Origin of the sequence: Kitasatospora sp. NPDC051170 (genome assembly GCF_044455705.1) — a bacterium.
Classification (GTDB): Bacteria; Actinomycetota; Actinomycetes; order Streptomycetales; family Streptomycetaceae; genus Kitasatospora.
The window spans coordinates 260418-274554 of the sequence record NZ_JBITFA010000002.1 but is presented as its reverse complement, the minus strand read 5'-3'; the positions used below and the strand labels follow the sequence as shown (position 1 = coordinate 274554).

At 75.4% G+C, this 14137-nt stretch carries 4 protein-coding genes; all 4 read left to right on the top strand.

The window, feature by feature from the left end; all coding sequences use genetic code 11:
* Window positions 1-4 precede the first annotated feature (4 nt).
* The 4 genes from ACIBCA_RS04840 (at window position 5) to ACIBCA_RS04825 (ending at window position 14018) form a co-directional block, all read left to right on the top strand.
* Window positions 5-8518: a type I polyketide synthase gene (locus ACIBCA_RS04840; RefSeq protein ID WP_396281390.1), complete on the top strand. Its 8514-nt coding sequence runs from the start codon at window positions 5-7 to the stop codon at window positions 8516-8518.
* A gap of 46 nt (window positions 8519-8564) precedes the next feature.
* Complete coding sequence (locus tag ACIBCA_RS04835) at window positions 8565-9725, top strand: acyl-CoA dehydrogenase family protein (RefSeq protein ID WP_396281389.1); 1161 nt, start codon at window positions 8565-8567, stop codon at window positions 9723-9725.
* A gap of 210 nt (window positions 9726-9935) precedes the next feature.
* Window positions 9936-10769: a hypothetical protein gene (locus tag ACIBCA_RS04830; protein ID WP_396281388.1), complete on the top strand. Its 834-nt coding sequence runs from the start codon at window positions 9936-9938 to the stop codon at window positions 10767-10769.
* A gap of 54 nt (window positions 10770-10823) precedes the next feature.
* Window positions 10824-14018, top strand: coding sequence for an amino acid adenylation domain-containing protein (locus tag ACIBCA_RS04825; RefSeq protein ID WP_396281387.1), 3195 nt, complete (start codon window positions 10824-10826; stop codon window positions 14016-14018).
* Window positions 14019-14137: the final 119 nt, after the last annotated feature.

Genomic DNA, 14137 nt, shown 5'->3' with positions numbered 1-14137 from the left:
GGTTATGTCCAAGCGCGCCATGAACCACCACACCACCGACGAGCCGGTCGGCGAGCCGGTCGCGGTCATCGGCCTGGCCTGCCGACTGCCTCGGGCCACCGGCCCGGACGCCTTCTGGCACCTGCTGCGCGAGGGCCGCGACGCCGTCACCGAGGCGCCCGCCGGCCGCTGGTCCGACGAGCACGGCCCCCGCACCTCCTGGCCGCGCGGCGCCTTCCTCGACTCCGTCGACGAGTTCGACGCCGCGTTCTTCGGCATCTCGCCCCGCGAGGCCGTCGCGATGGACCCGCACCAGCGGCTCGCCCTCGAACTCGGCTGGCACGCCCTGGAGGACGCCCGCCTCGCCGCCGACCGGCTCACCGGCCGGCCCGCCGGCGTCTTCCTCGGCGTCATCACCGACGACTACGCCGCCCTCACCGGGCAGCTCGGCCCCGAGGCCGTCACCCCGCACACCATGACCGGGCTGCACCGCAGCCTCATCGCCAACCGCCTCTCGTACGTGCTCGGGCTGCGCGGCCCCAGCCTCACCGTGGACACCGGGCAGTCCTCCTCCCTGGTCTCCGTCCACCTCGCCTGCGAGAGCCTGCGCCGCGGCGAGAGCGACCTCGCGCTGGCCGGCGGCGTCAACCTCAACCTGGTCCCGGAGACCACCGAGCGCATCGGCGCCTTCGGCGCGCTCTCCCCGGACGGGCGCTGCCACACCTTCGACGCCCGCGCCAACGGGTACGTGCGCGGCGAGGGCGGCGCGGTCGTCGTCCTCAAGCTCCTCTCGAAGGCCGTCGCGGACGGCGACCCGATCCGGGGCCTGCTGCTCGGCAGCGCCGTCAACAACGACGGAGGCGGCGCCACCCTCACCTCCCCGGACCGCGAGGCCCAGGAGCAGGTCGTCCGGCTCGCCCACCGGCGGGCGGGGACGGACGCCGCCTACGTCCAGTACGTCGAGATGCACGGCACCGGCACCCCGGTCGGCGACCCGATCGAGGCGGCGGCCCTCGGCGGCGCGCTCGGCACGGCGGACGGGCGGCTGCGCCCGCTGGTCGTCGGCTCGGTGAAGACCAACGTGGGCCACCTGGAGGGCGCGGCCGGGATCACGGGCCTGCTCAAGGTGCTGCTGAGCGTGCAGCACCGGGAGCTGCCCGGCACGCTCCACCACGAGACGCCCAACCCGGACATCCCGCTCGCCGAGCTGGGCCTGGAGGTCCGCACGGAGCTCGGGCCCTGGCCGCAGGCGGACCGGCCGCTGCTGGCGGGCGTGTCCGCGTTCGGCATGGGCGGCACCAACTGCCATGTGGTGGTGGCGGAGTGGACGGGCCGGGCGGCGGGCGAGCCCGTCGGGCGTACCGGGCCCGCGCTGCTGACCGGTGAGGTGCCGGTGCCGCTGCCGGTCTCCGCCGCCGACCGGGCCGGGCTGCGGGCGCAGGCCGGGCAGGTGGCCGTGGCCGCCGCTGCCTCCGGGCTCGGACACGGACTGGCCGACCTGGGCCGCTCGCTGGCGCTGACCCGCTCGGCGCTCGAGGAGCGCGCGGTGGTCGTGGCCGCCGACCGCGTCGGGGCGCTGGCCGGGCTGGCCGCGCTGGCCGACCGGCAGCCCGCGCCCGCGCTGGTGACCGGGCGGGCGGACGTGAGCGGCAAGGTCGCCTTCGTCTTCCCCGGCCAGGGTTCGCAGTGGGCCGGAATGGCCGCCGGACTCCTGGACTCCTCCCCCGTGTTCGCCGCCCGGCTGGCCGAGTGCGACGCGGCACTGGGCGAGCACGTCGACTGGTCGGTGGTGGACGTCGTGCGCGGCGGCCCGGACGCGGCCCCGCTGGAGGACGTGGTCGTCGTCCAGTGCTCCCTGTGGGCGGTGATGGTCTCGCTGGCCGCCGTCTGGCGGGCCGCCGGGGTCGAGCCGGACGCCGTGGTCGGCCACAGCCAGGGCGAGATCGCCGCCGCGACCGTCGCCGGGGCGCTGAGCGTGCGCGACGGCGCCCGGGTGGTCGCGCTGCGCGCCCGGGCCATCAAGGAGCGGCTGTCCGGCCTGGGTGGCATGGTCTCGCTGGCCCTGCCCGCCGAGCGGACGGTCGAGCTGCTGGCCCGCTGGGGCGAGCGGATCTCGCTGGCCTCCGTCAACGGCGCCGCCTCCAGCGTCGTCTCCGGGGAGCCGGAGGCGCTGGAGGAACTGCTCGCCGTCTGCGAGGCGGACGGCGTGCGGGCCCGCCGGATCGCCGTGGACTACGCCTCGCACGGCGCGCAGGTGGAGCTCATCGAGCGCGAGGTGATCGAGGCGCTGACCGGCATCGAGCCGCGCGGCAGCGAGATCCCGTTCTACTCCTCCGTCACCGGCGCCCCCTTCGACACCGCCGGGCTGGACGCCGCGTACTGGTACACCAACCTGCGCCGCACCGTCCGGTTCGCCGACGCCGTACGGGCGCTGCTCGACGACGGCCACGCCTTCTTCGTCGAGTCCAGCGCGCACCCGGTGCTCGCCGTCTCCGTGCAGGAGAGCGCCGAGGCCGCCGGGGCGAACGCGCTGGCCCTCGGCACGCTGCGCCGCGAGGAGGGCGGCGCCGGACGCTTCCTGACCTCGCTCGCCGAGGGGCACGTACGGGGCCTGCCGGTGGACTGGTCGGCGGTGTTCGCGCCGCTGGGCGGCGAGCTGATCGCCCTGCCCGGGTACCCGTTCCAGCGGCAGCGGTACTGGCTGGACGGCGAGGCGGCCACGGCCCGTCCGAGACTGCGGGCGAGCGCGGCGGACGGGACCCGCGGGGCTGGCGGGACCGACAGGGCCGAGGAGCCCGGGCAGGCCCCCGCCTCGGCGCTGCGGCGGGAGCTGGAGCCGCTGTCCGAGGAGGACCGGCGGGCGGCGCTGCTGCGGCTGGTGGTCGCCCACACGGCCGCCGCGCTGGGGCACGCCGATCCGCAGGCCGTCCAGGAGGACCGGACGTTCAAGGATCTCGGGGTGGACTCCCACCTGTCGGTGCAGATCCGCAACACGCTCGGCGGCGAGTGCGAACTCGCCCTGCCCGCCACGGTGTTGTTCGAGCACCCGACGCCGGCGGCGCTGGCCCGGCACCTGCGGGAGGCCGTCCTCGGGGCCGCGGACGGCTCCCGTGACGGCTCCCGTGACGGCTCCCGTGACAGCGGCGTCACCGCGCTCACGGCCGTGGACGAGGACCCGATCGCCATCGTCGGCATGGCCTGCCGCTACCCCGGGGACGTCTCCTCCCCCGAGGACCTGTGGCGCCTCGTCGCCGAGGGCCGCGACGGCATCACCGGCTTCCCCGAGGACCGTGGCTGGGACCTGGAGGGCCTCTACCACCCGGACCCGGAGCACTCCGGCACCAGCTACGTCACCCGGGGCGGCTTCCTGCACGACGCGGGCCGCTTCGACGCCGCGTTCTTCGGCATCTCCCCGCGCGAGGCCGCCGCCACCGACCCGCAGCAGCGACTGCTGCTGGAGACCTCCTGGGAGGCCGTCGAGCAGGCGGGCATCGACCCGACCGCGCTGCGCGGCTCCCGCACCGGCGTCTTCGCCGGCGTCATGGCCCCCGACTACGGGCCCCGGCTGCACGAGGCGCCCGAGGGCGCCGAGGGCTACCTGCTGACCGGCATGGCGGGCAGCGTGGTGTCCGGCCGGATCGCCTACTCCCTCGGCTTCGAGGGCCCGGCGGTGACGGTGGACACCGCCTGCTCCTCCTCCCTGGTCGCCCTGCACCTGGCCGCGCAGTCGCTGCGGCTCGGCGAGTGCGACCTCGCCCTCGCGGGCGGTGTGACGGTGATGGCCACGCCCGGCATGTTCCTGGAGTTCAGCCGCCAGCGCGGACTGGCGACCGACGGGCGCTGCAAGTCCTTCTCCTCCTCCGCCGACGGCACCTCCTGGGCCGAGGGCGTGGGCGTCCTGGTGCTGGAGCGACTCTCCGCCGCCCGGGCCAAGGGGCACCGGGTGCTGGCGCTCGTGCGCGGCTCGGCGGTCAACCAGGACGGCGCCAGCAACGGGCTCACCGCCCCCAACGGGCTCTCCCAGGAACGCGTCATCCGCCAGGCCCTCGGCCGGGCCGGACTGGCCGGCTCCGAGGTGGACGCCGTGGAGGCGCACGGCACGGGCACCGCGCTCGGCGACCCGATCGAGGCGCGGGCGCTGCTGGCCACGTACGGGCAGGAGCGCGAGGAACCGCTCTGGCTGGGCTCGTTGAAGTCCAACCTGGGGCACACCCAGGCGGCGGCGGGTGTCGGCGGCGTCATCAAGATGGTCATGGCGATGCGGCACGGCCTGCTGCCGCGCACGCTGAACGTGGACGAGCCGACGCCGCACGTGGACTGGACGGCGGGCTCGATGGAGCTGCTGACCGAGCAGCGGGACTGGCCGGCCGTGGACCGTCCGCGTCGGGCGGCCGTTTCGTCCTTCGGGATCAGCGGGACCAACGCGCACGTGGTGCTCGAGCAGGCCGAGCCCTCCGAGGAACTCTCGGAGGAGCAGGCCGGGCCGGTGGTGTGGCCGCTCTCCGCCCGGACGGCGGACGGGCTGCGCGGGCAGGCGGCGCGGCTGGCCGCGTTCGTGGAGCGGCGGCCGGAGGCCGAACCGGCGGCCGTCGCCGCCGCGCTGAGCCGGCGGACGGCGTTCGAGCACCGGGCCGTGGTCGTCGGGGCCTCCTCGGAGGAACTGGCGGGCGCCCTGGCCGATCCGGCCGTGACCGGGGTGGCGCACGGACTGCCCACGGTGGGCGTGCTGTTCACCGGGCAGGGAGCCCAGCGTTCCGGCATGGGCCGGGAGTTGAGCGCCGCGTTCCCGGTGTTCGCCGCCGCCTTCGAGGAGGTGTGCGCGGCCTTCGACCCGCTGCTGGGGCGGTCGCTGCGCGAACTGTGCTTTGAATCCGATGAGTTGGACCGGACGCGCTACACCCAGCCCGCCCTGTTCGCCTTCGAGGTGGCCTCGTTCCGGCTGCTGGAGGCGTTCGGCGTCAAGCCCTCGGTGCTGGTCGGCCACTCCATCGGCGAGCTGGCCGCCGCCCACGTCGCCGGGGTGTTCTCGCTCGCGGACGCGGCGCGGCTGGTCGAGGCACGCGGCCGGCTGATGCAGGAGCTGCCCGAGGGCGGCGCGATGGCCGCCGTCCAGGCGGGCGAGGCGGAGGTGCTGCCGCTGCTCGCCGGGCTGGAATCCCGGGCGGCGGTGGCAGCCGTCAACGCGCCCACCTCGGTGGTGATTTCGGGCGAGGAGGAGGTCGTCGAGGCGATCGCCGGGCAGCTGGCCGCCGAGGGGCGCAAGACGCAGCGGCTGCGCGTCAGCCACGCCTTCCACTCGCCGCTGATGGACGCGATGCTGGCCGAGTTCCGCAAGGTCGCCGCCACCGTCGCGTACGGCGGGCCGACGATCCCGATCGTCTCCAACGTGACCGGGGCGATGGCGACTTCGGCGCAGCTCACCGACCCCGAGTACTGGGTGCGCCACGTCCGCGAGGCCGTCCGCTTCGCCGACGGCCTGGCCGCCGCCCGGGAGCAGGGCGTCACCGCCTTCGTCGAGACCGGCCCGGACGGGATCCTTACCGCGCTGACCCGGCAGATCCTCGCCGAGGATGCGCAGGTCACCGCCGTCCCCCTCGCCCGGAGGAACCGGGACGAGGCGCGCACCGCCGTCGAGGCGCTGGCCGCGCTGTGGACGCGCGGCGCGGCGATCGACTGGCCCGCGCTGCTCCCCGCCGCCGCCCCGGCGGACCTGCCCACGTACGCCTTCGAGCGGCAGCACTACTGGATGCGGGCCCGGCCCGCCGCTTCCGGGGACCTGAGCGCCACGGGCCTGGCCGCCGTCGGGCACCCGCTGCTCGCCGCCGCCACCGAACTGGCGGGCACCGAGCAGCTGGTGCTCTCCGGCCGCCTCTCCCTGGCCACCCACCCGTGGCTGGCCGACCACGCCGTGCACGGCACGGTGATCGTCCCAGGCACGGCCTTCGTGGAGCTGGCGCTCCAGGCCGCCGCCCGTACCGAGACCACGGGCCTGGGCGAACTCACCCTCCAGGCACCGCTGGTGCTCACCGAGCAGGGCGCCCGGCTGCTCCAGGTGAGCGCCGCCGCCCCGGAGGAGGACGGCTCGCGGGCCGTCACCGTCCACTCCCGCCCGGAGGACGCGGACCTCGGCGCCTGGACCCTGCACGCCGCCGGGCGCCTGTCCGCCCAGCCCGCCGCCCCGGCCGCCGACCTGACGGCCTGGCCGCCGCCCGGCGCGCAGCCGGCCGCACTGGAGGAGGCGTACCGGCTGCTGGCCGAGCGCGGCTACGACTACGGCCCGGCGTTCCAGGGCCTGCGCGCCGCCTGGCGCTCGGGCGACAGCGTGTACGCCGAGGTCCAGCTGCCCGAGGAGGCGGGGGCGGAGGGCTTCGCCCTGCACCCGGCGCTGTTCGACGCCGCCCTGCACATGGTGCTGGAGCCGGACCGCATGGACACCGCCGAGGCGCCGGTGCTGCTGCCCTTCGCCTGGTCGGGCGTCGCCCTGCACGCCTCCGCCGCCACCGCGCTGCGGGTGCGGATCACCGTCCGCGGCCCGCAGGAGGTCGCGCTGCACCTGGCGGACGCGGCCGGGGCGCCCGTGCTGACCGTGGACGCGCTCGACCTGCGCCCGGCCTCCCCCGAGCAGCTGGCGGCCGCCCTCGCCGGGGCCTCGGCGGGCTCGCTGCTGACCGTGGAGTGGAGCGAGGTACCGGGCCCTGACGCCCCCGTGCACGTGGCCGCGCTGGGCACCGGGCTGCCCTCCGGCTGGACGGGCTTCGCCGGCCTGGCGGCGCTGCGGGCCGCGAAGCCCGTACCGGACACCGTGGCGACGCTGTTCGCGCCCGCCGGGGGCGAGGCCCGGGAGACCGTCCTCCGGGCGCTGGAGCTGGTGCGGGAGTGGCTGGCCGAGCCCGCCTTCGAGGGCTCGCGGCTGGCGCTGGTGACCAGGGGCGCGGTGGCCGCCGAGCCGGGGTCCGCCCCCGACCCGGCGCTGGCCGCCGCCTGGGGCCTGGTCCGCTCGGCGCGGGCCGAGCACCCCGGCCGGTTCGTCCTGGTCGACCTGGACGGGGCGCCGGAGAGCGTCGAGGCCCTGCCCGCCGCCCTCGCCACGGACGAGCCGGAGCTGGCCGTGCGGCGGGGCCGCCTGCTGGCGCCCCGGCTCGAACGGGCCACGGTCTCCGGCTCGGCGGCGAGCGTCTGGGACCCGGACGGCACGGTGCTGGTCACCGGCGGCACCGGGGGCCTCGGCGCGCTGGCGGCCCGCCGGCTGGTCGCCGAGCACGGCGTCCGCCGCCTGGTGCTGGCGGGCCGCCGGGGCGCGGACGCGCCGGGCGCCGAGAAGCTCGCCGCCGAACTCGCCGAGCTGGGCGCCGAGACCGTCCTCGCCGCCTGCGACGTCACCGACCGGGCGGCCCTGGCCGCGCTGATCGCCGCACACCCCCCGACCGCCGTCGTCCACCTGGCCGGGGTGCTGGCGGACGGCCCGGTCGACGCGCTGACCGAGGACCGCCTCGACCGGGTGTTCCGCCCCAAGGCGGACGCCGCCCGGCACCTGCACGAGCTGACCCGCGAGCTGCCGCTGACGGCCTTCGTCACCTACTCCTCGATCGCCGGCACCCTCGGCACCGCCGGCCAGGCCAACTACGCCGCCGCCAACGCCTACCTCGACGCGCTCGCCGAACTGCGCCGCTCGCAGGGCCTGCCGGGCACCTCGCTGGCCTGGGGCCTGTGGGACCTGGGGGCGGCGGCGGGCGGCGGCATGGGCGACGGGCTCGGCCAGGCGGACCTGGCCCGGTTCCGCCGCCTGGGCGTCGCCCCGCTCACCGAGGCGGACGGCATGCCGCTGTTCGACCTGGCGCTCGGCCTCGGCCGGGCCGTGACCGTGCCCGCCCGCCTCGACCTGGCCGCGCTGCGCGAGCGCGACGAGGTGCCCGCGCTGCTGCGCCGGCTCGTCCGGCCGAAGGCCCGGCAGGCGGCGCGGGCGGCCGCCGCGCCGACCCAGAACGGACGACCCGCCCTGTCGGCCTTCGCGGCGCGCCTGGCCGCTCTGCCGGCGGCGGAGCAGGAACGGGAGCTGCTGGAGATCATCCGCGACACCATCGCGGACGTCCTGGACTACCCGTCGCCCGACGAGGTGGACACCGACTACACCTTCAAGGAGCTGGGCTTCGACTCGCTGAGCGGCGTCGAGTTCCGCAACCGGCTCAACAAGGTGGTCGGCGTCCAGGTCCCGACGACGGTGGTCTTCGACTACCCGACGCCGGACGCCCTCTCCGGTCACGTCCGGGACCTGCTGTTCCCCGAGGAGGAGGCCCCCGAGGAGGACCGGGGCCCCAGCGACGAGGAGGTGCGGCGGATGCTCGCCGCCGTACCCGTCGGGCAGCTGCGCGAGGCCGGGCTGCTGGACGCCCTGCTGCGGCTCACCGAGGGCGGCGGCCCTGCGGCGGACGGCCAGGACGGCGAGGACGGCCAGGACGGCGGCGACCGTCCGGACGACCAGGACATCGACAGCATGCAGATCGACGACCTCATCCAGCTCGCCATGCAGAGCGACTCGTAACCCCCGCCCGTACTCACACCCAGATACCGAGAAAGAGGAGCACCGCATGGTGGCGCCCGACCTCAGGAAGGCCGTCCGCGGCTTCGTCGCCCAGGAGTTGAAGGACCGGCACGCCCAGCTCGACACCCGGGACGAGATGCCGCTGCCCCTGTACGGGAGGTTCGCGGAGACCGGGCTCGCCAACTGGTGGCTGCCCAAGGAGAGCGGCGGCCAGGGCCTGCCGCTGGCCGACGGCGTGGACCTGGTCAACGAACTCGCCTACGGCGACGCCGGGGTGGCGTTCACCCTGTTCATCTCCGTGCTCGGCACCAGCATCGTGTCCCTGTACGGCTCGGAGGAGCTCAAGGAGCGCCACCTGCGCCCGATGGCCGAGCGCGGCGGCTACTGCGCCACGCTCGGCAGCGAGCGCGAGGCGGGCAGCGAGCTGGGCCGCACCTCGACCACCGCGGCCCGCGAGGGCGACGAACTCGTGCTCAGCGGCGAGAAGTTCTTCTCCACCAACTCCGGCTTCGCCGACTTCCTGGTGGTCGTGGCCCGCTCCGCCGAGGACCCGAGCGACCACATGGCCGTCGTCGTGCCCCGGGACACGCCCGGGCTGACGGTCGTGCGGCGCTGGGAGATGATCGGGCTGCGCGCCTCCGGCACGTACGAGGTGCACTTCGACGGCTGCCGGGTGCCCGCCGCCAACCGGCTGGAGGGCAACGGGCTCCGGCTGCTGGAGATCGGCCTCAACGCCAGCCGCATCCTGATCGCCACCACCGCCCTCGGCATCGCCCGGCGCATCCGCGACCTGTGCATGGAGTACGCGAAGACCAAGCGCTTCCGGGACGGCACGCTGACCGACAGCCCGGTGTTCGCGGCCAAGCTCGGGCAGATGGAGATGCTGATCGACGTCATGAAGAGCCAGTGCCGCCAGGCGGCGCGGGACTACGACGAGATCATGGAGGGCGCGGACCCGGCCGCCGTCTTCAACCGGCAGGGCACCCTCAAGTCCGCGCTGACGGCCAAGATGTTCTGCGGCCAGGCCGGCTGGGAGGTGGCCACGGCGGGCTCCGAGATGTTCGGCGGCCTCGGCTACACCGACGACCTGCCCATCGGAAAGCTGATGCGCGACATGCGCTACGTGTCGATCGTCGAGGGCGGCGACGACGTGCTGCGCGACCTCGTCTTCAGCCGGTACGTGATCCCCGTGCCGAGGCGCTCCTGACACCCCCGGGCGCCTCATGAGGACCCCGTACGGCACACCCCCTGCCGTACGGGGTCCGCGTCGTACCCGAACCGGGACAGGGCCCCCCACCTCGCCCTTTAGGGGTCCTTAGGGGTGGGTCGGGGTGGTCCGGGCCGACTAGCGTCACCGGCGACCGGTCACCGCACCAGCCGTCACACCCGTGCCCACGCGCATCTCCGAGGGGGAACCATGAGCGTCCCGACGCCCAGCTGGACGAAGATCACCGAGGGGACGACCGGAGAGGTCCTCCTCGCCGTCGACTTCCCGGCCACCGGTCGCCTCCAGGCGGACTTCTCCGAGCTCGCCGCCCGCCTCACCGGCGGCCACGCGTTCTGGCGCAGCATCGTCGCCCCCGCCGAGATCGGCGTCACCGACCACGACGCCTACCTCCGGCCCTGGCTGGACGACGTGCGCGCGGCCGGGCTGCCGGTGCGGGCCGTGTTCGGCTTCTGCGTCGGCGGCGTGCACGCGGCCCTGCTGGCCGAGAAGATCGGCGAACTCCAGGGCAGCAAGCCCGCGTTGATCCTCTTCGACCCGGAGCTGGTCGACGCCGGCACGGTGTACTGGCAGTTCGCGATGTTCGTGGAGAGCCTTCACCAGTTCCTCGCCGCCGGGGAGATCGAGGAGCTGCGCGAGGCCGGCCGCGAGGCCCACGAGCGGATCACCGACCCGGGCGAGCTGGCCCTGGTGCTGATCGAGCGCTTCCGCGCCGCGATCGCCCTGGCCTGCGAACGCACCGGGCTGGACGAGGAGTTCGTGGTCGAGGTGGTCGAGGCGTTCACCTCCTTCATGGCCTACCTGGCGATCGCCGACGAAGCCGAGCCGCTGCCGCGCTGGGCCGCCGCGACCGCCCTGTCCTCCTCCAGCGCGGAGAACGGCCTCAGCCGGGTGCGCAACGACATCCTGCACCGCGACGGGCCGTTCGTCGCCGAGGAGATCCCCTTCCCCGGCCTGGTCCACGCCGATCTGCTGCGCGGCGACGCGGTGGCCAAGACCGTCGACGGGCTGCTGGCCTCCCGGTAGGCGCGAGGGCCAAGACGCGAAGGACGACGAGGGACGACGAGGGATCCGATGACGATGACGACCGGAGGCACCGAGATGGAACACACCGACCGCGCCGTCGCCGACGGCACGCCCGCCAGCAGCAAGGAGCGGGCGCTCTGGCTGCTGGAGGACCTCGTCCCCGGCGCCGGGGTGAACAACCTGACCTTCACCTTCCAGGCGGACGGCCCGCTCGACCACGAGGTGCTGCGCCAGGCGCTGACCGCGCTGGTGCGCCGCCACGAGGTGCTCCGGACCGTCTTCCGGGCCACCGAGGGCGAGGCCGGCTCCGAACTGCTGCGCACGACCGTCCCCGCCGAGCGGGCGGCCGTCCCGCTGTCGCACAGCCGCCCCGAGCCGGGCGCCGACGTGCTGGCGGAGCTGACGGCCTTCACCGCCACGCCGTTCCGCGCCGACGGCAGCCCGCTGCTGCGCGCCCGTCACGTCCAACTGCCGCCCGGCTCCGGCCCGGTGGGCGACCAGTCCGACGGCGGGCAGGTCGGCGGAGACGTGTTCTGCCTGGTGCTGCACCACAGCGTCTACGACGGCATGTCGACCGGCGTGGTGGTGGAGGAGTTCCGCGACCTCTACGACGCCTTCGACTCCGGGGAGCCCACCCCGGAGGAGCTGGCCGGCGAGGCGCCGCGCTGGACGGAGCCCCGACCGAACGACCGCAGCCGGGAGTTCTGGCAGCGGCAGGTCGCGGGCCTGAGCACCTCCGGGCTCGACCTCGGCAACGACCGCCCGCTGCCCGCCCGCACCACCCTGGAGGGCGACTGGGTCACCCGCCGGCTCGACCCGGCCGCGGCCGCCGCCGCCAAGCGCCTCCAGCGCGAGCTGCGCGCCCCCGAGGTGGTCGTCCTGCTGGCCGGCTACTTCGCCCTGCTGACCTCGCACGGCGCGGGCCCCGACCTCACCGTGGGCTCGCCGATCAGCGTGCGCGGACGCGAGCAGAGCAGGACCGTCGGCTACCACATCAACGTGCTGACGCTGCGTCAGTCCGTCGCTCCCGAGCGGACGTTCCGCGAGTTGACCACGGGCCTGCGGAGCACCTTCCTGGACGCCGTCGGCCACGCCGGCTTCCCCGTCGACGAGTTGCTGGAGATCGTCCCCCGGGCCGACGCCTCCTGGCGCAACACACTCTTCCGCCACGTCTTCAACTACGTGCCGCAGAGCGACCCGCGCTTCACCATCGGCGGCGGCAAGGCCCGGCTGGTGACCGTCGAGAACGGCTACAGCAAGTTCGACCTGGAGTTCTTCGTCACCGAGTCCGGCGACACGCTGCAGATCCGGGCCGCCTTCTACCGCGACGCCTACGACCGGGCCGACGTCGAGCTGATGATCGACCGCTACGAAGCGCTGCTGCTCGCCGTCGGCGAAGACCCGGACGTCACCCTCGGCGAGCTCAACGCCTGGTCCCGGTGCGACCGGACGGTGATCGACGGCGCCAACGCCACCGAGCAGGAGGTGCCGTACCCGTCCGTGCTGCACGCCGTCGCCGAGCGGGCCGCCGCCACGCCCGGGGCCCCGGCCGTCCGCACGGACGAGACCACCCTGGCCTACGGCGAGCTGTGGGCCGACGCGCAGGCCGTCGCCGCCCGGCTGCGGGAGGCCGGCGCCGGTCCGAACGCCGTGGTCGCCCTGCTCGGCCGCCGCGGCGCCGAGCTGGCCGCCGCCGTCCTCGGCGTCTGGCTGGCCGGCGGCGTCTACCTGCCGCTCGACCCGGAGCACCCGCGGCAGCGGATCGCCTACCAGCTCGACGACGCCGACGCCCGGTTCGTCCTCGCCGCCGAAGGCGTGGCCGTCCCCGAGGGCGGCGAGCGGACGGTCCTGCCGCTGGGCGGCCCCGGCCCCGAACGGGCCCTCGAGCTGTCCCTGCCCGAGATCGACCCGGACGCCTGCGCGTACCTGATCTACACCTCCGGCTCCACCGGCCGCCCCAAGGGCACTCTGATCAGCCACCGCAACCTCGCCAACCTCGCCTCCCACTTCGCCGAGGAGCTGGCCTGCGCGCCGGAGACCTCGACGCTGTGGATGACCACCTTCAGCTTCGACATCTCCGCCCTGGAGCTGTTCGTCCCGCTCGCCACCGGCGGCCTGATCGTCGTCGCCCCCGACGACGCCCGGGTGGACGGCGGCCGGCTGCTGGAGGTGCTCGACCGGCACGCCGTCGACCTCGTCCAGGCCACGCCGACCACCTGGCGGCTCGTCGTCCAGCAGGCCGGCGCCCGGCTGGAGGGCCGCAAGCTGCTCTCCGGCGGCGAACCGCTGCCGCCCGCCCTGGCCCGCCAGCTGCTGGCCACCGGCGGCGAGTTGCGCAACGTCTACGGGCCGACGGAGACGACCGTCTGGTCCGCCTCCGGCCGGCTGGACGACCTGGAGGAGGGCGGCCGGCTGCACGTCGGCGGCCCGATCGCCAACACCCGGATCTTCGTGGCCGACCCCCGTGGCCGCGAACTGCCCGTCGGTCTCCGCGGTGAGCTCTGCATCGCGGGGACCGGGGTGGGCATCGGCTACCACGAGCGGCCCGACCTGACCGCCGAGCGCTTCGCCGACCACCCCCGCTACGGGCGCCACTACCGCACGGGCGACCTCGCCCGCTGGCTGCCGGACGGCACCCTGGAGGTGCTGGGCCGCATGGACCGGCAGGTGAAGCTGCGCGGAAACCGGATCGAGCTGAGCGAGGTCGAATCCGTGCTGCTGGAGCACCCGGCGGTGCGGGCGGCGGCCGTCGTCCCGGTCGGGGACCCGACCACGGACGGGGCGCTGGTGGGCTTCGTCGTCCCGGCCGGCGAGAGTTCTGACGCCGACCTCTCGGACGGGCTGTGGGCGCACAGCCGGGCGCTGCTCCAGGGGGCGGCCGTGCCGCAGGACTTCCACGTGGTCGAGGCGTTCCCGATGACCGGCAACGACAAGGTCGACTACCCCGCGCTGGTGCGCGCCGCGATCGCCCGCCGGGCCGAGCGGGCGCGCGGCGGGGAGGGCGCGGCGGCCGGCGGCACCGGGGACGAGGTGGTCGACGCCCTCACCGCGATGTGGAACGACCTGCTGGAGACCACGGGCCTCGACGCCGACACCCACTTCTTCACCAGCGGCGGCCACTCGCTGCTGGGGGCGAAGCTGCTCCAGCGCATCAGCAAGGAGATCGGGGTCCGGCTGAAGCTGGCCGACCTCTTCGCCAACCCGACCCCGAGGACGCTGGCCGACCAGGTCAGGGCCCACCAGGGCTGACCCTTCAAGGTCCCCCGCCGTCCGGGCCCGCCCTCACCGGCCCGGACGGCCCCTGTACGCCGTCCGTGCCCGCGCCCGCCCTGGTGGTCGCGCTCCGGTGCCGTGGGCACGGACGGTCC